The 26263-nt window shown below is 65.1% G+C and carries 24 protein-coding genes; 19 read left to right on the forward strand and 5 right to left on the reverse strand.

Annotation, left to right across the window (positions count from 1 at the left end):
* Positions 1-28 precede the first annotated feature (28 nt).
* Positions 29-163 (reverse strand): 50S ribosomal protein L34, encoded by a 135-nt coding sequence (gene rpmH / locus VTU_RS0101380; protein ID WP_005798102.1) that lies wholly within the window; start codon positions 161-163, stop codon positions 29-31.
* 373 nt (positions 164-536) lie between these two features.
* Here rpmH and dnaA point away from each other — a divergent pair, with 373 nt between their 5' ends.
* From dnaA to gyrB, 3 genes are all read left to right on the forward strand, one after another.
* Complete coding sequence (dnaA, locus tag VTU_RS0101385; RefSeq protein WP_050809415.1) at positions 537-1943, forward strand: chromosomal replication initiator protein DnaA; 1407 nt, start codon at positions 537-539, stop codon at positions 1941-1943.
* A gap of 124 nt (positions 1944-2067) precedes the next feature.
* Complete coding sequence (gene dnaN / locus VTU_RS0101390) at positions 2068-3186, forward strand: DNA polymerase III subunit beta (protein WP_010100059.1); 1119 nt, start codon at positions 2068-2070, stop codon at positions 3184-3186.
* Between the two features lie 126 nt (positions 3187-3312).
* Positions 3313-5919 carry a DNA topoisomerase (ATP-hydrolyzing) subunit B gene (gene gyrB / locus VTU_RS0101395; RefSeq protein ID WP_010100060.1) on the forward strand — a complete coding sequence of 869 codons (2607 nt, stop codon included), beginning with the start codon at positions 3313-3315 and terminating at the stop codon, positions 5917-5919.
* Between the two features lie 39 nt (positions 5920-5958).
* On the opposite strand, the gene VTU_RS0101400 is transcribed toward gyrB, so the two are convergent.
* The 4 genes from VTU_RS0101400 to VTU_RS0101415 all read right to left on the reverse strand — a co-directional run bounded on the left by VTU_RS0101400 (position 5959) and on the right by VTU_RS0101415 (position 10195).
* Complete coding sequence (locus tag VTU_RS0101400; protein ID WP_010100061.1) at positions 5959-7803, reverse strand: hypothetical protein; 1845 nt, start codon at positions 7801-7803, stop codon at positions 5959-5961.
* Between the two features lie 25 nt (positions 7804-7828).
* Complete coding sequence (locus VTU_RS0101405; protein WP_010100062.1) at positions 7829-8242, reverse strand: GtrA family protein; 414 nt, start codon at positions 8240-8242, stop codon at positions 7829-7831.
* Positions 8235-9191, reverse strand: a complete 957-nt coding sequence (locus tag VTU_RS0101410) for a glycosyltransferase family 2 protein (RefSeq protein WP_010100063.1) — start codon at positions 9189-9191, stop codon at positions 8235-8237. The genes VTU_RS0101405 and VTU_RS0101410 overlap by 8 nt, the downstream gene beginning before the upstream one ends.
* A gap of 110 nt (positions 9192-9301) precedes the next feature.
* On the reverse strand, positions 9302-10195 hold the full coding sequence (locus VTU_RS0101415; RefSeq protein ID WP_236610611.1) for a tripartite tricarboxylate transporter substrate binding protein: 894 nt from the start codon (positions 10193-10195) through the stop codon (positions 9302-9304).
* Between the two features lie 314 nt (positions 10196-10509).
* Between VTU_RS0101415 and VTU_RS0101420 the strand changes: the two genes are divergently transcribed.
* The 16 genes from VTU_RS0101420 to VTU_RS25255 form a co-directional block, all read left to right on the forward strand.
* Entirely contained in the window at positions 10510-11643 is a 1134-nt protein-coding gene (locus tag VTU_RS0101420) for an acyl-CoA dehydrogenase family protein (protein WP_010100065.1), read from the forward strand.
* 4 nt (positions 11644-11647) lie between these two features.
* A complete protein-coding gene (locus VTU_RS0101425) occupies positions 11648-12415 on the forward strand; it encodes a 3-ketoacyl-ACP reductase (protein ID WP_010100066.1) in 768 nt (255 codons plus the stop codon).
* A gap of 45 nt (positions 12416-12460) precedes the next feature.
* Positions 12461-13270 carry a sugar phosphate isomerase/epimerase family protein gene (locus VTU_RS0101430; protein ID WP_236610612.1) on the forward strand — a complete coding sequence of 270 codons (810 nt, stop codon included), beginning with the start codon at positions 12461-12463 and terminating at the stop codon, positions 13268-13270.
* A 106-nt stretch (positions 13271-13376) separates the two neighbouring features.
* Entirely contained in the window at positions 13377-14132 is a 756-nt protein-coding gene (locus VTU_RS0101435; RefSeq protein WP_010100068.1) for an enoyl-CoA hydratase/isomerase family protein, read from the forward strand.
* Positions 14133-14153: 21 nt separating this feature from the next.
* Complete coding sequence (locus VTU_RS0101440; protein WP_029553997.1) at positions 14154-15641, forward strand: aldehyde dehydrogenase family protein; 1488 nt, start codon at positions 14154-14156, stop codon at positions 15639-15641.
* Between the two features lie 17 nt (positions 15642-15658).
* Complete coding sequence (locus VTU_RS0101445; RefSeq protein WP_010100070.1) at positions 15659-17299, forward strand: GMC family oxidoreductase; 1641 nt, start codon at positions 15659-15661, stop codon at positions 17297-17299.
* Positions 17300-17424: 125 nt separating this feature from the next.
* A complete protein-coding gene (locus tag VTU_RS0101450; RefSeq protein ID WP_029553998.1) occupies positions 17425-18531 on the forward strand; it encodes a sugar ABC transporter substrate-binding protein in 1107 nt (368 codons plus the stop codon).
* Complete coding sequence (locus VTU_RS0101455; RefSeq protein WP_010100072.1) at positions 18531-19496, forward strand: ABC transporter permease; 966 nt, start codon at positions 18531-18533, stop codon at positions 19494-19496. Before VTU_RS0101450 ends, VTU_RS0101455 begins: the two co-directional genes overlap by 1 nt.
* A gap of 6 nt (positions 19497-19502) precedes the next feature.
* Positions 19503-21005 (forward strand): sugar ABC transporter ATP-binding protein, encoded by a 1503-nt coding sequence (locus VTU_RS0101460; protein ID WP_010100073.1) that lies wholly within the window; start codon positions 19503-19505, stop codon positions 21003-21005.
* Between the two features lie 13 nt (positions 21006-21018).
* The gene (locus VTU_RS0101465; protein ID WP_010100074.1) at positions 21019-21960 is read left to right on the forward strand and encodes an ABC transporter permease; all 942 of its coding nucleotides are present in this window, start codon (positions 21019-21021) and stop codon (positions 21958-21960) included.
* Positions 21961-22076: 116 nt separating this feature from the next.
* Positions 22077-22727, forward strand: coding sequence for a TetR/AcrR family transcriptional regulator (locus VTU_RS0101470; protein WP_010100075.1), 651 nt, complete (start codon positions 22077-22079; stop codon positions 22725-22727).
* The gene (locus VTU_RS31055) at positions 22727-23260 is read left to right on the forward strand and encodes a GNAT family N-acetyltransferase (protein ID WP_010100076.1); all 534 of its coding nucleotides are present in this window, start codon (positions 22727-22729) and stop codon (positions 23258-23260) included. Before VTU_RS0101470 ends, VTU_RS31055 begins: the two co-directional genes overlap by 1 nt.
* Before the next feature lie 342 nt (positions 23261-23602).
* A complete protein-coding gene (locus VTU_RS0101480; RefSeq protein ID WP_010100077.1) occupies positions 23603-24316 on the forward strand; it encodes an ABC transporter permease in 714 nt (237 codons plus the stop codon).
* On the forward strand, positions 24313-25047 hold the full coding sequence (locus VTU_RS0101485) for an ABC transporter permease (RefSeq protein ID WP_081479683.1): 735 nt from the start codon (positions 24313-24315) through the stop codon (positions 25045-25047). Before VTU_RS0101480 ends, VTU_RS0101485 begins: the two co-directional genes overlap by 4 nt.
* A gap of 85 nt (positions 25048-25132) precedes the next feature.
* Entirely contained in the window at positions 25133-25897 is a 765-nt protein-coding gene (locus VTU_RS0101490) for a transporter substrate-binding domain-containing protein (protein WP_010100079.1), read from the forward strand.
* 36 nt (positions 25898-25933) lie between these two features.
* Positions 25934-26263 (forward strand): aminotransferase class III-fold pyridoxal phosphate-dependent enzyme (locus tag VTU_RS25255; protein WP_138927756.1); only part of this gene is annotated, 330 nt, incomplete at its 3' end.

Below are 26263 nucleotides of genomic sequence, written 5' to 3' on the forward strand. Positions count from 1 at the left end.
GCAAACCGGGCCGCAGGCCGTTGCGGCCTCAGACGGCCAGACGCTTGCGGCCCTTGGCGCGGCGTGCGTTGATGACGGCACGGCCGCCGCGGGTCTTCATGCGCACGAGAAAACCGTGGGTGCGCGCGCGGCGCGTCTTGGAGGGCTGGTAAGTACGTTTCATGCTGCCATTCCTTGCGGTCTTGGGGTTCGGTCCCGGACACTGTTGCTCCTGCCCCTTGCCTCCGGTAGCCGGCGCACACGGCGCCATGCGAACAGCGCTCGGGTGGCAGACCCCTGTGGAGCAAAAGACAAAAGAGAAAACGGCGCGCCGGATCAAATCACCCTGAACGCATTCAGGGCAAACCCGGGATTGTGGCAGGCTTGCCGGCTGCTGGCAATGCCTTTCGCAGACCGAACCTCCCGCGCAGCGTGCCCACGAAGCGCCTTGCAAGCGGTGCATCCTGCGGCGACCGCCTTCTGTGGATAACTTCCTGGCAAGCTACAATCCAGCGCCCAGCACCGTTCCTCCCATTCCACAACAAGAATCCCCCGAGATGACCGAGGAACCCTCCCGTCCACCACCCGGCACAAATGCCGATCAGGACCTGTGGCAATCCTGCGTAGAGCAGTTGGCGCAGGACCTGCCGGAGCAGCAATTCAACACCTGGATCAAGCCCCTGACCGCCCAGGTGGCCGTGGATTTCTCCAAGGTCACGCTGCTCGTGGGCAACCGCTTCAAGCTCGACTGGATCCGTGCCCAGTACGCGGGCCGCATCGCCGCACTGCTCGAAGGGCTGTACGGCCAGCCCATCCCCCTGGAACTCGTGCTCACGCAGCGTGAATCCCCTGTCCGTGCAGTGGGCTACGTTCGGACCGCAGCCGCCGAAGCTTCGAACAGCTCCGGCCCACCCGCCGGTGAGCCCCCCCTGGCAGACGCGTTCCGCAACCGGCTGAATGCGGCGCTCACGTTCGAGACCCTGGTGGAAGGCTCGGCCAACCGCATGGCGCGCTCGGCGGCGATACACGTCGCCGGCATGCCGGGGCAGATGTACAACCCGCTGTTCATCTACGGCGGCGTGGGCCTGGGCAAGACCCATTTGGTCCACGCGGTCGGCAACCGCCAGCTGGTCGACCGGCCCGACGCCAAGGTCCTCTACATCCACGCCGAGCAGTTTGTCTCGGACGTGGTCAAGGCGTACCAGCGGCGGACCTTTGACGAATTCAAGGAACGCTACCACTCGCTCGACCTGCTGCTCATCGACGACGTGCAGTTCTTTGCCAACAAGGACCGCACACAGGAAGAATTCTTCAACGCGTTCGAGGCCCTGCTGGCAAAAAAATCGCACATCGTGATGACCAGCGACACCTACCCCAAGGGCCTGGCGAACATCCACGAGCGGCTGGTTTCGCGCTTCGATTCGGGTCTGACGGTGGCCATCGAGCCGCCCGAGCTGGAGATGCGCGTGGCCATCCTGATCAACAAGGCGCGCGCCGAAGGCACGGAAATGCCCGAGGAAGTGGCCTTCTTCGTGGCCAAGAACGTGCGCTCCAACGTGCGCGAGCTCGAGGGCGCGCTGCGCAAGATCCTCGCGTACTCGCGCTTCAACAACAAGGAAATCTCCATCCAGCTGGCCCGCGAGGCGCTGCGCGACCTGCTGTCCATCCAGAACCGGCAGATCTCCGTGGAAAACATCCAGAAAACGGTGGCCGACTACTACAAGATGAAGGTCGCCGACATGTACAGCAAGAAGCGCCCGGCCAGCATTGCGCGGCCGCGCCAAATTGCGATGTACCTGGCCAAGGAGCTGACGCAAAAGAGTCTGCCCGAGATCGGCGAGCTATTCGGCGGGCGCGACCACACCACCGTTCTGCACGCCGTGCGCAAGATTTCGGGTGAGCGCCAGCAGCTCACGGAACTGAACCAGCAGCTGCATGTGCTCGAGCAAACGCTCAAGGGCTGACTTGGAACGCCCCCGAATCGCCTTCGGCGCCGACCCGCGAAAAGGCAAAATACCGGGTCGCACAGCGGGATGCAGGGTCTGAGCCACCGTCCGCGATCCCGAATAAACACAAGAGGTTGAAGACATGATCGTCCTGAAGACAACACAAGACAAGGTTCTCTCGGTTTTGCAATCGGTGGCAGGAGTCGTCGAACGCAGGCACACCCTGCCCATCCTGGCCAACGTGTTGATCCGCAAGACGGGCAATGCGCTGCAACTGACGGCCAGCGACCTGGAAATCCAGATCCGCACCACGGCGGATCTGGGCGGCGACACGGGCGACTTCGCCACCACGGTGGGCGCGCGCAAGCTCATCGAGATCCTGCGCACCATGCCGGGCGAGCAGACGGTGAGCCTGGAATCGGCCCAGTCCAAGCTCCTCCTCAAGGGTGGCAAGAGCCGCTTCACGCTGCAAAGCCTGCCGTCCGAGGACTTCCCGCTGGTGCAGGAATCCGCGACCTTCGGCCCGGTCTTCAGCGTTGCGCAAAAGACGCTCAAGGACCTGCTCGGCCAGGTGTCGTTTGCCATGGCGGTGCAGGACATCCGCTACTACCTGAACGGCATCCTGTTCGTCGCCGAGGGCCAGACGCTGTCCCTGGTCGCCACCGACGGCCACCGTCTGGCATTTACCAGCGCCACGCTGGACGTGGAAGTGCCCCGGCAGGAAGTCATCCTGCCGCGCAAAACCGTGATCGAACTACAACGCCTGCTGAGCGACGTGGGCGGTGAGAACCAGCCCCGCATCGAGATGCGCTTCGCCAACAACCAGGCCAAGTTCGCCTTTGGCGCGATGGAGTTCGTCACCAAGCTGGTCGAGGGCAAGTTCCCCGACTACAACCGCGTGATCCCCCAGAACCAGAAGAACAGCGTGACCCTGGGCCGCGTGCCGCTGCTGGCCAGCCTGCAGCGCACCGCGATCATGACCAGCGACAAGTTCAAGGGCGTGCGCCTGAACCTGGAGCCCGGCAGCTTGCGCGTGGCGTCGAACAACGCCGAGCAGGAAGAGGCCGAGGACGAGATCGACATCGACTACGCCGGCGACACCATCGAGACCGGCTTCAACGTAACCTACCTCATCGACGCGCTGGCCAACATGGACCAGGACATGGTGAAGCTGGAACTCTCCGACGGCGGCGGCTCTGCGCTCATGACCATCCCCGGGAACGAGCACTTCAAATACGTGGTGATGCCGATGCGCATCTGACGCCCGGCACGCCCGCACGTGCCATTTTCTTCATGGCTGCTTGCGCACGAGGAATGCGTGCACGCAGCGCCGTCCCATTGAACAGACTGGAAACCAGCACGGTTTCCACGCATCCCAAGGCCCCCCATGACCGCTGAGAACGCCCTGCCCGAGCCCGAATCCACCGGCCCTGGCGAGCCCGCCGTGCAAAAGATCGACACCCAACAAGCCGGCGCCAGCGAAAACTACGGCGCAGGCGCGATCACCATCCTCGAGGGACTCGAGGCCGTGCGCAAGCGCCCCGGCATGTACATCGGCGACCCCAGCGACGGCACCGGCCTGCACCATCTGGTGTTCGAAGTCGTGGACAACTCCATCGACGAAGCCCTGGCCGGCCACTGCGACGACATCGTCGTGACCATCCACACCGACAACTCGATCAGCGTGACCGACAACGGCCGCGGCATCCCCACCGGCGTGAAGATGGACGACAAGCACGAGCCCAAGCGCTCGGCCGCGGAAATCGCGCTGACCGAACTGCACGCGGGCGGCAAATTCAACCAGAACAGCTACAAGGTATCGGGCGGCCTGCACGGCGTGGGCGTGAGCTGCGTGAACGCGCTGAGCAAATGGTTGCGCCTGACGGTGCGCCGCGAGGGCCGGGTGCACCAGCTCGAGTTTGCGCGCGGCTTTGTCCAGGAACGCCTGCTCGGCACCGTGGACGGCGTCGAAATCTCGCCCATGAAGGTGATCGGCGAGACCGACAAGCGCGGCACCGAGGTGCACTTTCTGCCCGACGCGGAGATCTTCAAGGAGAACCGCGACTTCCACTACGAAATTCTGGCCAAGCGCCTGCGCGAGCTCTCGTTTCTGAACAATGGCGTGCGCATCCGCATCCGGGACGAGCGCAGCAGCAAGGAAGACGACTTCTCGGGCACCGGTGGCGTGCGCGGCTTCGTGGAATTCATCAACAAGGGCAAGACCGTCCTGCACCCCACCCCGTTCCACGCCGCAGGCGAACGCCCGGCCGAGACCTACGGCGGAATCCCCGGCACGCACATCGGCGTGGAAGTCGCCATGCAGTGGAACAGCGCCTACACCGAGCAGGTGCTCTGCTTTACCAACAACATCCCCCAGCGCGACGGCGGCACCCACCTGACCGGCCTGCGCGCCGCAATGACCCGCGTCATCAACAAGTACATCGAAGAAACCGAGCTGGCCAAAAAGGCCAAGGTCGAAGTCACCGGCGACGACATGCGCGAAGGGCTGTGCTGCGTCCTGAGCGTGAAGCTGCCGGAGCCCAAATTCAGCAGCCAGACCAAGGACAAGCTGGTGTCCAGCGAGGTGCGCGCGCCCGTGGAGGACATCGTGGGCAAGCTGCTCACCGACTACCTGCAAGAGCGCCCGATCGACGCCAAGATCATCTGCGCCAAGATCATCGAAGCCGCGCGCGCCCGCGAGGCCGCGCGCAAGGCGCGCGAAATGACGCGCCGCAAGGGCGTGCTCGACGGCATGGGCCTGCCCGGCAAGCTCGCCGACTGCCAGGAGAAAGACCCCGCCCTGTGCGAGATCTACATCGTCGAGGGCGACTCCGCGGGCGGCTCCGCCAAGCAGGGGCGCGATCGCAAGTTCCAGGCCATCCTGCCGCTGCGCGGCAAGATCCTGAACGTGGAGAAATCGCGCTACGAAAAGCTGCTCACGAGCAACGAAATCCTCACGCTGATCACCGCCCTGGGCACCGGCATCGGCAAGGCCGGCGGCAGCACGGGGGGGGACGACTTCGACGTCGCCAAGCTGCGCTACCACCGCATCATCATCATGACCGACGCCGACGTCGACGGCGCGCATATCCGCACCCTGCTGCTCACCTTCTTCTACCGCCAGATGCCCGAGCTCGTGGAGCGTGGCCACATCTACATCGCCCAGCCGCCGCTGTACAAGGTCAAGGCCGGCAAGGAAGAGCTGTACCTCAAGGACGCTCCCGCGCTCGACGGCTTCCTGCTGCGCATCGCGCTGAACCACGCCAGCGTTTTCACCGGCAACACCGGCGGCCAGACCCTCGCGGACGAGACCCTGGCCGAACTGGCGCGCAAACACCAGATTGCCGAAAACGTCATCGCCCGCCTGGGCAGCTTCATGGACGCGGAAGCCCTGCGCGCCATTGCCGACGGCGTGTCCGTGAAGCTCGACAGCATGGCCGAAGCCCAGGCCAGCGCCGTCGCCCTGCAGGCCAAGCTGCGCGAACTGAGCAGCACCGGCGCCCCCGCCGAAGTGGCCGGCGAATTCGACGCGCGCACCGACAAACCCCTGCTGCGCATCAGCCGGCGCCACCACGGCAACACCAAGAGCAGCGTGATCACGCAGGACTTCGTGCACGGCGCCGACTACGCCGCCCTGGCCGAGGCCGCAGCCACCTTCCGCGGCCTGCTCGGCGAAGGCGCCAAGGTCATGCGCGGCGAAGGCGAAAAGCAAAAGGAAGAAAAGGTCGGCGACTTCCGCCAGGCCATGAAATGGCTCATCGGCGAAGCCGAGCACGCCACCAGCCGCCAGCGCTACAAGGGCCTGGGCGAAATGAACCCCGAGCAACTGTGGGAAACCACCATGGACCCCGACGTGCGCCGCCTGCTGCGCGTACAGATCGACGACGCCATCGAAGCCGACCATGTGTTCACCATGCTCATGGGCGACGAGGTCGAGCCACGCCGCAACTTCATCGAAGCGAACGCGCTGCGGGCGGGGAACATCGACGTCTGAGCGCGCTGCGGCTGCCCGCGGGGCAGCGCTGCTACCCGGCTACGGAGGTCCGTGCGGGCTTCTTGCGGCGGAGCAAAACTGGAAGACGTGCTCCTTGCTGCCGATATGGGCCGAGCGCACCGTGCAGGTCTCCAGCAGCAGCGACAGGCCCCGGTGGCGGATGGATTCGGAAACCGTCTTGGCGATTTGCCGGTTTTCGGCGCCGACGTCCCGGCGATGCGCCGGGGGCAGCTCGAACGCGCAAGGCGACTCGCCCAGCGCACCGTCCGGCTGGACCGGAACTGCCAGTTGCAAGCGTGGCATGCGCCGCATGGCAAACGCCACGGCGCTGCAAGCGCGGTCGCCGTTTTGAACGCCATGACCGTCCAGCCAGTCACTGAGCCTTTGAATCGATTGCGCGCGCGCATCGCGAACCGCCGGAACGATCGCGTAGAGGCCGGCAGTTCTGCCATCGATGATCGCCTGCGCACGCTGCCAATAGCCTGGCGACTCGGGGAACGATCCCAGCGAAACGAAAGCCAGCGCGGGCGGGAAGTGCGGAAGAATCCACGCCATCGGCGAAGCCAGGACCAGGACCACGGAGTTTTCCGGTTGCGCGACGGGAGGCACGTCAACGGAGAAGCTTTCCTGGGCAAACCCGGCATTCCCCCAGGTGTCGAAGCGAAGCAGCGACAGCGCCACCGCGCAGCCTATCAACCATGCCGCCACCCGGCGGGCCCGGCTGACGCTGGTGAGTCGATGCAGGATGACCCAGGCCGTCACCGGCAGCAGCATTTCCATCACGATCGCGTACCGCCCGATGCTGAAAACGGCCATCCAGACCCCATAGCTCGCGACCAGGAAGATGAGCATGAATCGCGTGATGTCTGCGACGGGAACCTCGATCGGCGTGCACATTGCACCCGAAGGCATGCGCCGCCGGTACGCACTGCGGACCAGCCAAGCGCCAAACAGGGTGTAGACGCCGGGCCAGAGCAGCTGGATCATCGCGACCTCACCGAATCGGTGCGGCCACAGGGTGAAGACGAAGGGAAAGAAGATGGTTTCCCACATGTTCCCGGGCAGCCACCTGGTGTCGGCCAGGGTGATCTCCTGCGCGAACTCCGACTTGAAAATCGCGTTGAACTGCGGGAACAGGGGGTTTCCGAAGTGCTCCCACATCAGGGCGAACCAGTAGCCGGCCGTGATCGCCATGCCGGCCAGAACCCCGCTGCCAAACGCCAGGCAGACGGCCAGCCGCCTGGCCGATGGCCGTCCGATGAGGGCAAGTGCCATGAACATTCCGACCGCATAGGGCGCGTTCGTGAGTTTGAGCCCCACACCAAGTCCGACGGCAAGGCCTGCTGCGGCACAAATCAGGCCCGCACGGACGCCGCCCCGCCCGATCCTGCTCCAGTGGCGGGCGATGAGCAGCAGGCCACCGAGCACGAGGAGCGCCGTCGAGTTGTCGCCCATCGTGTTGCCCAGCTCGGAAATGAAGCTGGCTCCAAGGCAACCGCTCAGGGCCAACAGGAGCACCGCAAGCTTGCCCGTATCGGCAGGGACGACCCTGCGAACCAGGCCATGGAGCAGGAGGAAGTTCAGGCCGTGGAAAGTTCCCATGATGGCCGCTACCAGCATCGGCGGCAGGTTCATGGCCATCCAGTAGTACGGCACGTCGAGCAAGGGATTGAAATAGCTCTGCATCCCCGCCGGAGCCAGGTCCGTACCGATGCGGCCCGTGAGCAGCGCGTAGGGGTTGTAGAGGTGGTAGTTCTGCAGATCCCAATTCGCATCCTGGCCCACGATCAGGGACAGGAACCCGAACGCAAGGGGCAGGAGGAACCAGAGGGCCGGCGATAGGCGCCGGGTTTCGTTCAAGGGAGTGGCCAGCAGACGCAGCATGACGAGGCGATGGGGCGGATACAGGCTATCGGCTTCGGAACACGATCCATCTTGACCCGGTGAAATTGAAGACCATTGCAGCGAGCGATCCCAGGGCCAGAGGGAGCAATGCGGGGATCGCAGGGAGAGCCTTCCATGCGAGGTAGAAGACCGAAAAATTGATCCCGACCCCAAGGCCCTGAACAAGCAGGTACTTCGCGTACTCCCTCGCCGGGTCCCCATGGTGGCCGCGCGGACTTTGGAAGACGGCAGCCCGGTTGATTGCCCAGGTCGCCATGGTCGCCGGAATGAACGCGAGTACCCGCGCCGGCACGATCGCCAGTGCGCACCAGGTGGTCAGGGCCAGGAAAAGGCCCGCATCGATGGCGAACCCGATGGCGCCAACCCCGGCGAATCCCGCCGCCTGGCGGGCAAGCAGCGCCCGGCCGCGGCTAGCCATCGCCGGGCTCCGAGGTCTGCGACAGGAGGTGCAGTTCGTAGCGGATCTGCTGTTGATGCGCGATGCCGTCGAGCAGCAGGCCAATGCTCAGCATCCCGACGGACACGGTCCCCAGCGAGGCCGCCAGGATCGCCAAGGGCACGTGGTAGATGTAGCGGTGGGTGAGCCAATCGTGAATCACCGGCACCCCGGCGAGCAAACCCAGCAGCATGGCGATCAAGGCGATGCTTCCGAAGAACGCGAATGGCCGGTAGTAGCGCAGGATCTGGGCGATCGTGAAGAGCACCCTGGCACCGTCCGAAATGGTGTTCAGCTTCGAGAAGCTTCCCGCCGGGCGATCGACGTACTCGATGGGCACCTCAACGATGCGAAACCGTTTGTCGAGGGCGTGGAGCGTCATGTCGGTTTCGACCTGGAACCCCTCGACCAGGATGGCGTAGTTTTTCACGAACGTGCGGCTGAAGACCCGGTATCCGCTCATGACGTCCCTCAGATTCGACTTGAAGAACAGATTGATCAAGTTGCGCACCATGTCATTGCCAAAGCCATGCAGCCTGCGCTTGTTCTGCTCGGAGTAATGGCCCCCGGAATGCCGATCGCCGACCACCATGTCGGCGTCGCCATCGAGCACGGGTCTCATCAGGTCCCGTGCGCGGTTCGCGGGGTACGTCAGGTCAGCATCTGCCAAAACGTATACGTCGGCGTGCACCTCCTGAAACGCTCGGCGCAGGGCGTTGCCCTTGCCCTGGCGCGGTTCCGAAATGACCCGCCCGGGAATGCCGGCCTCCATCAATGCGCCGGCGGCGAGCGCGCCGGTGCGATCCTTCGAGTTGTTGTCGATGACGTAGATCGAGGCCTCGGGGATGGACGCGTGGAACGCAAGGATCACCTCGCGGATGGTGACTTCCTCGTTGCATGCAGGGAGGATGACGGCAATTCTCTTATTCATGGCGGGCTCGACCTGGCGAACTTTTGCGCAATCGGTGGAACGCCGCCGATTGTCTCAGACACCTTGCCGAGGCCACGGCCTCAGCGTGCAGCGCGCGCGACCAGGGCCGGCTACTTGCCGAGTCCCAGCTTTCTGACGGTATCCGCGTAGAACGCATGTTCGCGTTCGAGGGTCAACCGGAACCGGTCTCCATCCTCGTTCATGCGTCCGAGATACTGACGCGCGAAAAAGTCGCGGTAGCCGCTGTCCTGGTTGACCTTGTCGGTCAGGCGCTTCAAGCTGGCCACGATCTCGGCAGGCGTGGCCTTCGGAACCGCCAAAGCGCGCCATGTGCCCAGCTGCAAATCGATGCCGCGCTCGCGAAAGGTAGGGACCTGATCGAAGTCCCTGGGGCGTTGCTCCGCCATGACCGCGAGCATGCGCAGCTTGCCGCCCTTGACGTGCGCCCCGACCTCGCCGGTCGTCGCAAGGGTCGCGTCAACCTGTCCAGCCAGCAATCCGACGACCGCCGGGCCGGCTCCGATGTAGGGGACGTTGTTGAAGGACAGGCCGGTCCGGTTTTCAACCGCGATGGCTGCGAGATGGTAGGCCGCGCCAATGCCGGAGTTCGAGATCGCTACCTCTCCAGGATGGACTCGGGCATGGTCCAGGAACTGTTCGAGTGTGCTCCATGGCGATTCAGCCTTCACGATCAGCGCGATGGGGTCGGCGTTGATGCGCGCCACGTAGTTGAAATCTTGCCACCGGGTTTTTCCGATGCCCTGAAGAGAGGCCAGCGAAACTTCCGGGGTCACCAGCGTGAGCTTGTAGCCGTCGGGTCGCGCTGAGGCACCTTCCCTGTGCCCGATGGAGCCTGAGGCACCGGGTCGATTCACGATGACGAATGACTGGCCCGTGTGCCGCGTGGCCGCGTCGGCAAAGGCGCGCGCCACTGCGTCGCTGCTGCCGCCCACAGCCCAGGGAACCACGATCTCCACCGGACGACTCGGGTAGTCCGCGGCCAAGCTGGCCTGGACTGTGAGGAGCATGGCGACACCGGGTAATGCGCGACCAAGGACCATGAGGATAGGGGCTGCTGCGCAAGCGAAAGTGTGCATTGGAATTCCGCGTTCATCTGTAGTAACTGAATGGTAGACACACCGCTATCGAAAGATGTAGGTGCTTATCCCTTGGCTGCGCTGCGTGCACGGGCATGTTTTGACGGGTCCACAGGTCGGGATCGTCTTGGGGGCTTGACCATTTTTCTCCGCTGCATCATGATTCCAATAACCGGTTAGATACTTGAATGGGGAAATCCCCAGCACCCGGAGGAGACACGGTGGAACTTTCGACAGAGCACCAGCAGGTGGCCGACATGGCGCGCCGCTTCGCCAACGAGCAAATCCGCCCCGACGCCGAACGCCTGGACCGGGAAGAGGTCTTCGCCGGGGACATCTACAAGGCGATGGGCGAGAACGGCCTCTTCGGCATCACGGTGCCGCAAACCGACGGCGGAGCCGGTCTCGATGCGCTGGCCTACAGCATCGTGATGGAGGAGCTCAGCCGCGGCTACGCGTCCATTGCCGATCAATGCGGGCTGGTCGAACTCGTGACCACGCTCCTGTGCACGCATGGCAGCGCGGCCCAGAAGGCGCAGTGGATCGGACCGATCATCCGCGCCGAGCAACGCGCGGCCTATTGCATTACCGAGGCCGGCGCAGGCTCCGACATGTCCGGCGTCAAGACCGTGGCCGTCCGGCGTGGCGCCGGCTGGGCGCTGAGCGGCTCCAAGCTCTGGATTCACAACGCGCCGGTTGCGGACGTTGCCTTTGTGCTCGCGCGCACGGATCCGCAGGCCGGCAAGCGCGGCATGGGAATCTTCATCGTCGACTGCACCCGGCCCGGCGTAGCGCGCGGCCCCGCGGAGCACAAGCTGGGACAGCGCTCTTCGCAGGTGGGAGAGCTGCACTTCGAGAACGTGGAACTCCCCGCCGATGCGCTGCTGGGCACGGCGGGCCGGGGCTTTCACATGATGATGAGCGTGCTCGAAAAGGGGCGGGTCGGCATCGCTTCGCTGGCCGTCGGAATCCTTCAGGCGGCGCTCGAGGCCTCGGTGGAGCAGGCGAAGCTGCGCCAGCAGTTCGGCCAGGCGATCGCGCAATTCCAGGGCATCCAGTTCATGCTTGCGGACATGGCGAAGGATACCCAGGCCGCGCGCCTGCTCGCCCGGTCGGCAGCCGGCTTGCTCGACGCCGGGGCGGACGCCACGGCGGCCGCCTCCATGGCGAAGTGCTTCGCCGCCGACGCGGCCGTGGCCCATGCGTCGAACGCGGTCCAGATCTTCGGCGGCAGCGGCTACATCCGCGGCTACGAGGTCGAGCGCCTGTACCGCGACGCGAAGATCACCCAGATCTACGAGGGAACGAATCAGGTCCAGCGCATCATCATCGCGCGCAAACTTCTGCACGGGTGAAGCCATGCGCCGCACTGCCATCGTGACGGGGGCCTCCCGCGGCATTGGCCGTGCCAGTGCCCTCGCCCTGGCCGAAGAGGGCTTCGACGTCGCGGCCGTGGCCTGGCGCGACGCGCAGCATTTCGACGCGCTGATCGCGGACGTCGAGGCCCTGGGCCGACGCTGCAAGGCCTTCGACCTGGACATTCGCGACAGGAGCGCCCATGCGCCCTTCCTCGATTCGGTTCAGCGCCAGTTCGGCGACGTGCATTGCCTGGTGAACAACGCCGGCGTGTCCGTGCTGGAGCGCGGGGACCTGCTCGAGGTCGGCGAGGAAAGCTACGACCGCTGCTTTGGCGTGAACACGCGGGGCACCTTCTTCCTCACGCAGGCGGTCGCGCGCCGCATGCTGGCTTGCGGCGCGCCTGCGGGAGCGCCCCGGAGCGTGATCTTCGTGACCTCGTCGAACGCCGTCGCGGCGAGCGTGGAGCGCGGCGAGTACTGCATGTCCAAGAGCGCGCTGCACATGGCGGCGCGGCTCTACGCGCTGCGTCTGGCGCCGGAGGGCATCGGCGTCTACGAGGTACAGCCCGGTCTCATCCTGACCGGGATGACGGCGCCGTCGAAGGCCCGGTACGACGGCTTGATCGCCCAGGGAATGACCGCGCAGGCACGCTGGGGCCTGCCCGAGGACGTGGCCCGCGTCATCCGGACCATGGCCGCCGGCCTGCTGCCGTATACGGTGGCGCAGGAGGTGCGTGTCGATGGCGGTCTGCTGATCCAGCGTTTTTAGGGCAAAGCCATGCGTGTTCTCTCCGGCCGGCCGGATCTGCGCTGCATGAACACCGCGACCCTGGGTTTCCGCGAACCCATCGAGCGCACGGCCCGGCGCGTTGCGGCGGCAGGTTTCGGCCGCATCACCCCCTGGCGCCAGGAGATCGACGAAGCGCATCCGGAACGCGCCGCGCAGGCCATCCGCGCTGCGGGACTGAAGCTGGGGGGCTATTGCCGGACCGACTATTTCGCAGCCGACGATGCGGCGGGCGCGCGCGCGGCGATCGCGTCGAACCGGCGCGCGGTCGAAGTCGCGGCCGTGCTCGGCGCGCCCTTCGTGGTGGCAGTGGTCGGCGGTCTGGCGCCGAATTCGAAGAACCTTTCCGCTTGCCGCGAGCAGATCCTCGAAGGCCTCGCGGCGCTGGTTCCGACGCTGCGCGCCACCGGCGTGGCGATTGCGCTGGAGCCGCTGCATCCGGTCTACACGGCGAACCGCAGTCTGCTCAACACAGTCGAACAGGCGCGGCGCTGGTGCGAGCGCCTGGACCCGGCCCACGAGGGCCTCTTCGGCATCGCCGTGGACGCCTACCACGTGTGGTGGGACCCGGAACTCGAAGCGGCGCTCGGCCGGGCCGCCGGCCGCGTGCTGGCGCTGCACGTCTGCGATTGGATGCGCGAGACGAAGGATCCGCTGCTGGACCGGGGAATGATGGGCGACGGCGTGATCGAGCTTGGCCGCATACGGCGCCTGGTCGAGCAAGGCGGCTTCGGCGGCCCGGTGGAAGTCGAGATCTTCTCCAGGGACGTCTGGTGGAAGCGCGACCCCGACGAAGTCCTGCGCACCTGCAGTGCGCGCATGGACACGCTTGTCTGATCCCCGCCGAGGAGGAGAAATGCCCCGACTACCGCTTCCTGACACCCGCGGCGCACGCGCCCCGCATGTCCTGCACGGCGCGGACGCTTGAGCGCAGGAGGAATCCATGGGCCAGATCATCGTTCAGCGCAGCACGCACGTGCTCACGCTGGAACTCTCGAACCCCGGCAAGGCAAATGCGCTCGACCGGGACATGCTGGCGCAGCTCGACGCCCAGCTCGCGCACGCGCACGGCGACGAGCGTGTGCGCGCCCTCGTCCTGCGCGGGCAGCGTGGCGGCGCTTTCTCGTCCGGCGCCGACATCCGGGAATGGGCGCCCATGCGGCCGGAGGAATTCGCGCGCGACTGGATCGGCTACGGCAACGCCCTCTTCGATCGCTTCGAGTCGCTGCGCTGCCCAACGATCGCGGCCATCGAGGGCCTGTGCTTTGGTGGCGGGCTGGAACTGGCGCTGTGCGCCGACCTGCGCGTCGCGAGCCACGCGGCGCGCTTTCGCTTCCCGGAACTGACGCTCGGCGCCATCCCCGGCTGGCACGGCGGACCGCGCCTGGCGCGGCTGGTCGGAAGGGGCCGCGCGCTGGAAGCGGTGCTCACGGCCGGCGAGATCGACGCTGGCACGGCGCAGGCCTGGGGGCTGGTCAACAGCGCATGCGCCACCGAGTCCTTCGAGCGCGACCTGCAGGCGCTGGTCGATCGCTTGACCCGCGTCTCGCCCCGCGCCGCAGCGCTGGCCAAGGCGGCCATCGTCGGCGCGCAGGACCCCGCAGCCTTCTACCCGGCCGCCACGTTGGCCCTCAGAGGCAGCCCCGACGCCGAGATCGGCATTCGGGCCTTTCACAACAAGACGGCAGCGGTCTTTTGACAACGACAGGAGCCAAGCAGCATGAACCCGTTTTCCCTGCCCGCAGCACCCCGCAGATTCCAGATGTACATCGGCGGCCAGTTCACGGACGGCGCGTCGGGCCAGATGATGACGCGCCACAGCCCGGGCCACGGCGCGGCCGTCGCGCAGTGGCCGTCCGGCGTCGGTGAGGACGCGCAAGCGGCCATCGCCGCAGCGCGCGAGGCTTTCGACAACGGACCCTGGCCGAGCCTGAGCGCGGGCGCGCGCGCTGCCCGGCTCTTCAAGGTCGCGGACCTCATCGAGCGCCACGCGCAGGAGCTGGGCCTGATCGAATGCCTGGAAACCGGCAAGCCGATCACCCAGGCCATCGGCGAGATTCGCGGCGCGGTGGACGTCTGGCGCTTTGCCGCCGGCGCGGCGCGGGTGATGCGGGGCGAGGCGTACAACAACCTCGGCGATCGCGTATTGGCCATCGTGCTGCGCGAGCCGATCGGCGTCGTGGGCGTCATCACGCCGTGGAACTTCCCCTTCTTCATCCTCGCGGAGCGCTTGCCCTTCATCCTGGCTGCGGGGTGCACGGCGGTCGTGAAACCCTCGGAGGCCACCAGCGGCTCCACGCTGAAACTCTGTGCGCTCCTGCACGCGGCGGGTATCCCGCCCGGCGTGGTGAATGTCGTGACCGGCAAGGGGCCCGTGGTCGGGCAGCCCTTGCTCGACAGCGACCGGATCGACATGCTGTCCGTCACCGAATCGACCACGACCGGTCGCAAGGCGATCGAGGCCTCGGCCGGCAACATCAAGAAGCTCGGCCTGGAACTCGGTGGGAAAAATCCGCACATCGTTTTTGCTGACGCCGACCTGGACGATGCGGCCGACGGCGTGGCCTTCGGCATGGCGTTCAACGCGGGGCAATGCTGTGTCGGCGGCAGCCGCCTGGTGGTGCAGCGCTCGATCGCCGAGGCCTTCACCGCAAAGCTCGCGCAGAAGATGCGCCGCATCCGCGTGGGCGACCCGCTGGACGCGCAGACCCAGGTGGGCGCGTTGTTCGACGAGGCCCACATGCACAAGGTGCTGGGCTACGTGCAGGAGGGCGTGAGAATGGGTGCGCACGTCGTATGCGGCGGCGCGCGCACCGGCGACCACGCCGGCTACTTCGTGCAACCCACGCTGCTGACGAACGTGCGGCCCGCAACGCCGCTGCTGCGCGAGGAGATCTTCGGGCCCGTGCTCGCCGTCGTACCCTTCGACGGCTACGAGGAGGCCATCGCGATCGCAAACGACAGCGCGTTCGGCCTGGCGGCGTCGATCTGGACGAAGGACCTCTCGCAGGCGCTGCGCGCCACGCGCCAGGTCAGAGCCGGCCGCGTCTGGGTGAACACCACGCTGGACAACGGTCCGGAGACGCCGCTGGGCGGGATGAAGCAATCGGGGCTGGGGCGCGAGGCAGGACTTTCGGGAATCGAGGAATACACCGAGGTCAAAACGGCGCACATCCACCTGCAAGCGCGCACGCACTGGATCGCTTGAGCCCGAGGAGCCTGCCCATGGCATACGACTACATCGTGGTGGGCGCAGGGTCCGCCGGTTGCGCGCTCGCTGCGCGGTTGTCGGAGGACGCCGCGCTCCAGGTCCTGCTGCTGGAGGCCGGGCCTGCGGACAGCAATCCGTACATTCATCTGCCCGTGGGCTTCTACAGGATGACGGCCGGCCCCCTGACCTGGGGCCTGAAGACCGCGCCGCAACGGCACGCGCTGGGCCGCGAGATCGCCTACGCGCAGGCGAAGGTGCTGGGCGGCGGGGGCTCGATCAATGCGCAGGTCTTCACCCGGGGCTGCCCGCAGGATTACGACGCGTGGGAGCGTGCGTTCGGCTGCGCAGGCTGGTCCTTCAAGGACGTGCTGCCGCATTTCATCCGCGCGGAAGACAACGACATGCTCGCCGGCGCATGGCACGGCGTGGGCGGGCCACTGGGTGTTTCCACGCCCTGCGCGGATGCGCTGACCCGGGTCTTCGTGCAGTCCTGCCAGCAGATGGGAATGCCCTACAACGCGGACTTCAACGGCCCGTCGCAGGCCGGCGCCGGCGCCTACCAGACGACGGTTCGCGGCGCGCGCCGCTGCTCGGCTGCGACGGGCTACCTGCGACCGGCCCGCGGCCGCGCCAACCTGCGCGTGCGCACCGGTGTCCAGATCCAGCGCATCGTGATCGAGAAGGGCCGCGCGATCGGCGTGGAAATGATCGTGGCCGGACGCCCCGTGGTGCTGCGCGCCGAGCGGGAAGTGCTGCTCACGTCCGGCGCGATCGGCTCCCCCCGGCTCATGCTGCTGTCCGGGCTGGGCCCCGCAGACGAACTGCGTGCAGCCGGCGTGGCGGTGGTCGCGGACCTGCCCGAGGTCGGGCGCAACCTGCACGACCACTTCGGCATCGACGTCGTCTACGAACTCAGCGATTCGCACGGCTTCGACAAATACGCCAAAGCGCACTGGAAGGCCTGGGCAGGGATCGAGTACGCCATGTTCAAAAAGGGACCGGTGGCCTCGAACATCGTCGAAGGCGGTGCGTTCTGGTACGCGGACAGGGCGGCCGCAACGCCCGACCTGCAATTCCACTTCCTCGTCGGCGTGGGCGTGGAGGAGGGCGTTCCGAAGATCGGGTCGGGCTCGGGCGTGACCCTGAATTCGTATGCGCTGCGCCCGCGTTCCCGGGGCCGCGTGACGCTGCGCAGCGCCGACCCGCGCGATCTGCCCATCGTGGACCCGAACTTTCTGGCCGACCCCTACGACCTCGGAACCTCGGTCGAAGGGGTCCGGCAAAGCCGCGAGATCATGGCCCAGTCGGCGTTCGCGAAGTACCTGCGGCAGGAACATTTTCCCGGCGGCGGAGTGCGCACGCGGGCGGACCTGGAACAGTACGCGCGCCAGTACGGCCGCACCTCGTACCACCCGGTCGGAACCTGCCGCATGGGCGGGGACGCGCAATCGGTGGTCGATCCGCAGTTGCGCGTGCGCGGCATCTGCGGCCTGCGCATTTGCGACAGCTCGATCATGCCCCGCCTCGTGAGCTCGAACACCAATGCGCCGTCCATCATGATCGGCGAGAAGGCCGCCGAGCTCGTGCGCGGCCGCGCTGCGCCCAGGTCCCTTGCCGCCGCAGCCATGCAGGGCCAATCGGCGTTAACCCTGTAGTAACCATTTGGTTCTTGAAATACAGTAAATAACTGACTGGTTCACAACGCGGTCCGGGCACGGGCCGCAACGCCGCAACGCAGACCCATGCGCAGTTGGGGACCTGGCGAATCTGGAGGATGTCCATGCCTTTCATCAAGCGCTTCGTCGCGCAAGAGACCGCCCGGCGCCGGGATCTCATTCTTGCCGGTGCCCACGGCCTCGTCGGAGCCGCTGCGGGAACGGGCCTCGTGTCCGCGTTCGCCCGGAGCGAACCCACGCTGGCCTGGAGCTACCGCGACCGCAGCAACCCCTATTGGCACGCCGTCGTGTCGGGCGCGGAGTCCTTCCTGGAGGACAACGGCCACAAGAAGTCCGCGTTGCTGCACCTTCTGAACAATGGCAGCTCGGAGAAGTCGCTTGCGGACATCAAGGCCCTGCTGTCCAAGACCGGCGGAAAAGTGGCGATCGCCTGCGACGCAAACGATGCGCCGAACTGCCGCCCGGTGGTCGAGGCGGTACAGCGGGCGGGCGGCCATGTGGCGACCGTCTGGAACAAGCCCGACGATCTGCACCCCTGGGACTTCGGCGACAACTGGGTCTCGCACATGACCTGGTCGGACGAAGGCCCCGCAGAGCAGACCGCGCGCATCTTGTTCCAGGCAATGGGCGGCAAGGGGGCCATCGTCGGCGTTGGCGGCATCGCGGCGAATAATCCCGCAATCGAACGCCACCGGGGCGTGATGAGGGCCCTCCAGGACTTCCCCGGAATCCGACTGCTGGACTACCAGCCGGCGGATTGGGCCACGCAGAAGGCGCACCAGGTGATGCAGGGCTTCTTCACGCGCTTCGGCAGCAAGATCACCGGCGTCTTCTGTGCCAACGACTCCATGGCCTATGGGGTGCTGGAGGCGCTCAGGGCCGAGGGGCGCAAGCTGCCGGTCGTCGCCTACGACGGCACCCCCGAAGCGACCGAGCTCGTGCTCAGGGGCGAGCTGCTCGCCACCTGCTTCACGAACCCGCATTGGGGCGGCGGAATCACCGCTGCGCTGGCCTACCACGCCGCCATCGGTAGCTTCAAACCGTCCGCGGAACCCCGGGCGCACCGCGAGTTCTACGGCCCGACCATCCTGGTGACGCAAAGGGATGCTGCCGGGTTCAAGAAGAAATACATCTCGGGAACGCCCAAGTACGACTGGAAGGACTTCTGGGCCCCCGGCCGTGGCCAGATCATGTACGCCGCAAAGCCGTGATGTCCGCGGCGCATCGAACGGAGCTGCTGCTGCGCTGGGCGCCCGCGCTCGTGCTCCTCACGTTGCTGGCGGCCTTTTCTGCGGCGCATCCGGACTTCCTCTCGCGCAGCAACCTGGGACGCATCGCGATCGCGTCCACTCCCGCGCTGATGGTGGCGCTCGGCGTGGGCTTCGTCATCATCATGGGCTCGATCGACCTGTCCATGGAGGGCACGCTATCGACGACGGCCGTGCTGTTCGCCATCGCCTTCAACGCCTGGGGCGGGGAACTCCTTGGCGGGGGGCTGCTCGCGATTCCGGTGGCGCTGCTCGCCGGTGCCGCGATCGGACTGGTGAATGGCCTGGTGCACGTGAAGCTCAAGATTCCTTCCTTCATGGCCAGCCTGGCCATCGGCTTCGTGGGCATGGGGCTGTCGGTGTTGCTCACGGGCGGCGCCATCGTCAGAGTCAATGACGGGGTGTTCCGCGCACTGCTGTTCCAACGCATCTGCGGTTTCCCACTGATGGTGTACGCCGCCATCGGGCTGGTGCTGATCGCCTGGTTCATTCAGCGCAACACGACCCTGGGGCGCAACTTTTACGCGCTCGGAGGCGGCGAGGAAATCGCGCATTCCTGCGGGCTCGACGTGCGCCGCGTGCGCGTGCTGGGATTCGCGCTGGCCGGCGTGTTCTACGCGCTCGGCGCCATTTTCGCCGTGGCCCGGGGCGGCATGGCCGAATCGCTGACGGGGTCGAACTACATGTTCCTGGGCATCACGTCCGTGGCGGTCGGCGGCACCTCGCTGATGGGCGGCAACGGCGGCGTATGGAACACCGTCGCCGGCGTGCTGATCGTGAACGTGATCGTCAACGGCATGGTGGTGCTGGGTCTGCCCCATTTCATTCAGGACGGCGTGCTCGGCGTGCTGATCATCGCCGCGGTCGTGCTCTCGACGAATCGCAAGTCCTCTGCGCTGGTGAAGTGAGCCGCCATGCTTGAATTGCGCAAACTTGAAAAAACGTTCCCCGGCGTGCACGCGCTCAAGGGCATCGACTTCAGCGTCCGGACGGGCGAGGTGGTCGGCCTGGTCGGCGAGAACGGCGCAGGCAAATCGACGCTGATGAAGGTGATCTACGGCGCCTGCCCACACGACGGCGGCGCCGTGCTGGTGAACGGCGAGCCCGCGCGCTTCAACACCCCCCGCGAGGCGATGCACAAGGGCATCGGCATGGTGTTTCAGGAGCAGTCGCTGATCCCGAATCTGTCGGTGATGGAGAACATCTACCTGGGCTTTGAGCAGCCTTTCGTGCGCTTTGGCGTGATCCACTGGAAGCGCATGGCGGCCGCCGCAAGGCAGCAGCTCGCGAAGGTGCATCTGGCCGTCGATCCGCGCACGACGACCTCCAGGCTGTCCTTCGCGCAGCGCCAGATGGTCGAACTGGCCAAGGTCCTGGCGCTCGGGGATCGGGTGGCGGGAGACCTCGTCATCCTGCTCGACGAGCCGACCTCCGTGCTGTCCAAGGACGAGGTGCAGTTGCTCTTCCAGCGGGTGCGCGAACTGCGCTCGCGCGCCGCCTTCATCTTCGTTTCGCACCGGATCGACGAGGTGATCGACATCTCCGATCGAATCTACGTTCTCAAGGACGGCGCGGTGGTCGACGTCGTTGCGCGCGAGGACGCAGAGCCCGAGCGCATTCAGCGCAAGATGGTCGGCCGCGAGATCAGCAAGGAATACTACCGGGAAGAAAAGCAGCGCCCCTGCGGCACCGACGTGCTGCTCGAAGCGAAGGGCCTCGGCTGCAAAGGCAAATACGAAAACATCTCCTTCCAGCTGCGGCGCGGCGAGGTACTGAGCCTGGTGGGGGCCCCGGGCGCCGGCGGCGAACAGATCATGCGCACCGTCTTCGGGCTCGAGCGGCCCGATCGCGGCAGCCTGGAGATCCGGGCAAGGACCGTGCGCCGATTCACGCCGGCGAGCGGCGTGGCCCGCGGCGTCGGCTACGTCCCGCGCGAACGCAAGATCGAGGGCATCGTCGCGGGCATGTCGGTGTGCGAGAACATGACGCTCCCGCACATGGCCCGGTACAGCGTGGGCGGCGTCATGAAGCGCGCGCTGGAACGGGCCGTCGCGCGGGACTGGGTCCGGCGCCTGGAGATCAAGACGCCGTCGGTCGATGCCTGCGCCGGCAAGCTCTCCGGCGGCAATCAGCAGAAGGTCGTGATCGCCAAGTGGCGCAGCGCGGGCTCGGACATCATCTTGCTCGACCATCCGACGCGCGGCGTTGACGTGGGCGCGAAGGAGAGCATCTACGAAGTCATCCGGGAGCTGTGCGCCGACGGCTGCGGCGTGCTGCTCGTGGCGGACACGCTCGAGGAGGCCATCGGCCTGTCGCACACGATCGCCGTGCTCAAGGACGGACAGATCCGCCAATGCTTCGACTGCAGGCCGGGCCGCAAGCCCAGCCTCTTCGACCTCGTCCATTGCATGACCTGAGGGGGTGGCAGCCATGCACTTCGACCGGCTTCGGCCGCACTTTCCCTGGATCACGCTGGTGCTGCTGACACTCGCGGTCGGCGTGATCGAGCCGGGATTCCTCGCGCCGACGAGCCTCATCGGAATGGTGGCCGACATCTCGACGCTGTTCGTCCTGGCCCTCGGAATCACGCCGGTCATCTACATCGGCGGAATCGACCTGTCGGCCCAGTCCATCGCCAACATGACGACCGTGCTGTTCACGCTCTCGCTGCCCGTGCTCGGTGTCTGGTCGGCGCCGGGCGTGCTCCTTGCGGGCGCGGCGCTGGGATTCGCCTCGGGCCATGCGACGACCCGGCTGAAACTGCCCTCGTTCATCGCCACGCTGGCGCTCAGCGGCGTGGCGATCTCGGTGGGCCAGTACGCGTCCGGCCAACAGGCGGTCTACATGGACGCGAAGCTGCGCGACGCCACGTTCGGCTGGGTCATCGGCAACACCGCAGGCGTACCGAACGAGATCTTCATCGCGGCTGCGCTGCTGCTCGTGCTGCTGTTCGTCGAGCGGCGCACGCGGCTGGGACGGGCGCTGAAGGCCATCGGCGCCGGCGAGCCCGCCGCGCGCGCGTCCGGGCTGCGGGTGGACCACTACAAGACCATCGTCTACGCGCTCGCCGGCCTGATCTCCGCCCTTGCCGGGCTGCTCTTCGCAGTGAAGCTCGCGGGGGGCGCGCCGAACATCGCCGAAGGCTTCCTGCTGCCGGCGATCGTGGCCGTCCTCCTGGGCGGCACGCCGCTCACGGGCGGGGTCGGTGGCGTGCTCAATACCTTCATCGGTGCACTCATCGTGGCCGTGATCAGGACTGCAATGGTGTACCTGGAGGTGCCGGCCACGGCGCAACAGATCGTTTTCGGCAGCGTGCTCATCGTGGCCATCGCGCTGACGATCGACCGCACGAAGCTCGCCGTCGTGAAGTGAGCGATGCTGCCGGAATCTGCACCGCGCCACGGCGAAACCATCCGGATAGTTATCTTCGGCTGCGGGGGCGAAAGACGCTACCATCTCCCCCCGTTCGCAACAACCCGGTGACCGCAATGGGCGACAAGTTTCCGTTCCGCGCCAGAAACCCTGAGCACACGAAGCAACTGATCCTCGACGCCGCCCGGGTTGAATTCTCACGGGCCGGACTGGCTGGCGCGCGCGTTGACAGGATCGCGGAAACATCCGGCGCCAACAAGCGCATGATCTACCACTACTTCGGCAGCAAGGAGCAGTTGTTCACCGCCGTGATCGAGGACGCTTACAGCCGCATCCGCGGCCAGGAGATGCAACTCAACCTGGACGCACTGGCACCGCAGGAGGCCATCCGGCAGTTGGTCGAGTTCACCTGGGAGTACTACCTTGCCAACCCCGAATTCATTACCCTGGTGAACAGCGAGAACCTGCACCAGGCCCGGCACATCACCGGGAACCGAGAATTGCGCAAGCTGCAGAAGGCCTACGTCGAAACGGTCGAGAAGATTCTGCAGCGCGGTGAGGCGGCCGGCGTGTTCCGCTCCGGGATCGACGCCCTGCAGCTGTGCATCACGATCGCCGCGATCGGCTTTTACTATCTGACCAACCGCCACACCGGCAGCGTTATCTTTGGCTTCAACTTCACCAGCCGCAAGGCACTGGCGGCGCGCATCGAATTCAACGTCGAAACCATCATGCGGATGGTTCTTGCGTGTCCCGACGAGGCCTGATGCGCTGCCCCGCAAATATCAGAGAAGCCACTCCAGGGGATGCGGTGGGCATCGCTGCATTGCACGCAAGGAGTTGGCGTCAAACATACCGCGGCGTCCTCACGGATGAGTACCTTGACGAAAAACTCACGTTGGATCGTTTGCACGACTGGCAACTCCGCTTGAGTGCACCGGCAACGGGTCAGTACGTGCTCCTGCTGGAAGCTGATGGTGATCTCGTTGGCTTTGCCTGTGCCTATGGTGCTTACGATGCTGATGCCGGTACTTTGCTGGAAAACCTTCATACGCATCCGGAAAGAAAGCGGCAGGGGGCCGGGCGCCGGCTTCTTCAGGAAATTGCCCGCTGGTCGCTGGAGCATTATCCGGAAGGTCCTCTGCACCTGTGGGTCGTCGCGTCCAACCCATCAGCCATTGGCTTCTATCGCCACATGCGCGCCGTCGAAGACGCTCAGGCTGTCTGGAATGCTCCGGACGGGTCCCGCGTTCCTGAGCTGCGCTATATATGGCGCAATCCGTCCCTGCTTCTGGCTTAACTGGAATGCCATGTGCTTCTGATTTTTCTGCAATAACCTGTCGCGCAGGAGGAATTTCATTGTGCAAAACCCCAGTGCTTGGCGACGAGGAAGCCAAGTAGTTACCCGTATTCTGTGCTCAAGCCATTGACATGCATTGCCCAGGCATTCAGCATGTGGAGCCTCCTTATGCTGCAATTTCATGGCTCCGAGCACTCTCCGTAAACAACAGACCGCCGTGCAGGGCGACTGGCGGGGGCCCCTCGGCACCGGCGGTGCAAGAGCCCGCTTTCCGACCCGCGGCGCAATGGGGTGTCCTGTCACTTCCAACGAAACGGGAAGGGAAAACCTTGCGCACATTGCATGGCCCACGGCGCCAAGGCCGGGTCCATGTTGATTGATTACGTTCCCCATATCGCCGCGGGTGCTGCGGTGACCATGGCGGTCGCTCTGGGATCGCTGGTCGTGGCGGTGGTTTTGGGCCTCGTGGGTGCGGCTTGCAAATTATCGGGATCCCGGCCACTGACTTTTCTGGCTGCAAGCTATTCAACACTGGTACGGGGGGTGCCGGAGCTGGTGTGGCTGTTATTCTTGTTCTACGGTGCCCAAATCCTGATCAACCAGACCAGCGCTGCGAAGGGATGGCAAGCGGTGGAGATTGACCCCATGATGGCCGGAATTACCACCATCGGCTTCATCTTCGGTGCGTACATGACGGAGACTTTTCGTGGGGCCATCCTGGCCGTGCCACGCGGTCAGATAGAGGCCGGTCTTTCACTCGGAATGTCGCCGCTGCGCGTGTTCGGGCGCATCACACTGCCACAAATGGTCCGGTTTGCGTTGCCAGGCTTTTCCAACAACTGGATGGTGCTCATCAAGAGCACGGCACTGGTTTCGGTCATTGGTCTGAACGATTTGATGCACCGGGCGGCGATGGCCAAGTCTGCAACCCGTGACGCCTTCGGCGCGTACCTTGTGGTCTGTGTCGTCTATTTGCTCATCACCAGCGTGTCCATTGGCTTGTTCCGGCTGCTGGAACTGCGCTATTCGCGTGGGGTGCGAGGGATCGCCCCATGATGGAACTCAAAAATCTCGCGGAACAACTCCCCATGTTCCTGGGTGGTGGTCCTGCTGCTGCAGTGTTCAGCACGGGCCAGGGGTTGTTGTTGACACTGGAACTGCTGACCGCCTCCGCGCTCATCGGCCTTGCCTTGGCCGTGCCATTGGCGTTGGCGCGTAACTCATCCCATTGGATGCTGTCGCGCAGCGTCTGGTTCTACACCTATCTGTTTCGTGGCACGCCCTTGCTGGTCCAGTTGTTCATGCTGTACTACGGGCTGGCACAGTGGCCGTGGATTCGGGAGAGCTGGGCTTGGCCCTACCTGCGTGGAGCCCATGGTTGTGCAATTCTGGCGTTCACCCTGAATACCGCCGCCTATACCGCGGAGATACTGGCCGGGCAAATCCGCAACATGCCTTATGGCGAGGTGGAAGCCGCGCAGAGTCTGGGCATGAGCCACTGGTTATTGCTGCGCCGCATCGTGATCCCTTCGGCCCTGCGGCGTGCCCTGCCAGCCTATGGTAACGAAGTCATCATGCTGATGCACGCCACCTCGCTGGCCAGTCTGGTGACCCTTGTCGACCTGACCGGCATTGCACGACAGATATACGCCGAGACTTACAACCCCTTCGAGCCCTTTCTGATTGTCGGTGTCTTCTATCTGGTGTTGACCTACGCATTGACTTGGCTCTTCCGCCATATGGAGAAACACTGGCTCGCCTTCATGTATCCGCGCGATGCGCATTGAACAGAGGCGATGCTTTTATGGATTTCAACGAGGAATCCCCGTGCTCCACCCCTGTTTTCAATCCCGATCCACTATGAAAAAACACATGAAATCCATTGCAAGCGCGTTGCTGGGCCTGACCCTGGGGCTGGGCGCCAGCGCGGCAAACGCGCAGCAGACCCTCCGGATTGGCGTGGAAGGTGAATACGCTCCGTTCAACGAAGTGGACAAGAACGGCAAGCTCAAGGGCTTTGACGTAGACATTGCAAACGCCTTGTGCGACGAGATGCAGGTCAAATGCAGCTTCGTCATTCAGACATGGGACGGGATCATTCCCGCGCTGATCTCCAACAAGTACGAGATGATCGTTTCCAGCGTGTCCATGACTGAGAAGCGCAAGGCAGTCGTCGCGTTCAGCAAACCCTACTATAAAGAACATGCGGTGTTCGTCGGCCCCAAAGGCAAGGAGATGGCGATCGACGGCGATGGGCTCAAGGGCAAGACCATAGGTGTCCAGACCGCTTCCGCCTACGAAAAAATGCTGAAAGAAAAATTCCCGGCTGCGACCGCCAAATCCTACCCCGCAGTGCCGGACCACAACCTGGATCTGAACAATGGCCGTCTGGACGCCGTGTTGGCCGCCCGCTTGCCGATGCTCGATTGGCTGAAGACCCGCGACGGCAAAAACTTCGAGGTCAAAGGCCAAGCCTTCAAAGATGCCAAATACATGGGCGAGGGCGCTGGTATTGCGTTGCGCAAGGGGGATACCGCGTTAATGAACAAGGTCAATGCCGCGCTCGACAACATCCTCAAAAATGGCAAGTACGACGCCATCAACAACCAGTATTTTCCCGTCAGCATCCGCCCGTAATCAGATGCTGCGCCGCCCCTTTCTGACTCTCACACCATGCAAACATCCCCTTCCCGAACCGCCCACTGGCAATCTCTCGACGTGCACCACCACATGCACCCCTTTACCGACCATGTGGAACTGGCCAACGAAAAGCCGATGATCATCGAACGCGCTGAGGGCGTCTACATTTATGACAGCGAAGGGCGGCAACTGCTCGATGGCATGGCCGGTCTGTGGTGTGTGAACGTGGGCTATGGCCGCGAAGAAATCGTCGATGCCGTGGCCCGACAAATGCGCCAATTGCCCTTCTACAACACTTTTTTCAAGACCACAACGCCTGCCGCACTGGAGCTCGCGCACAAACTTTCCACGCTCACCCCCGAG

The sequence above is a fragment of the Verminephrobacter aporrectodeae subsp. tuberculatae At4 genome (assembly GCF_000193225.1).
Classification (GTDB): Bacteria; Pseudomonadota; Gammaproteobacteria; order Burkholderiales; family Burkholderiaceae_C; genus Acidovorax; species Acidovorax aporrectodeae.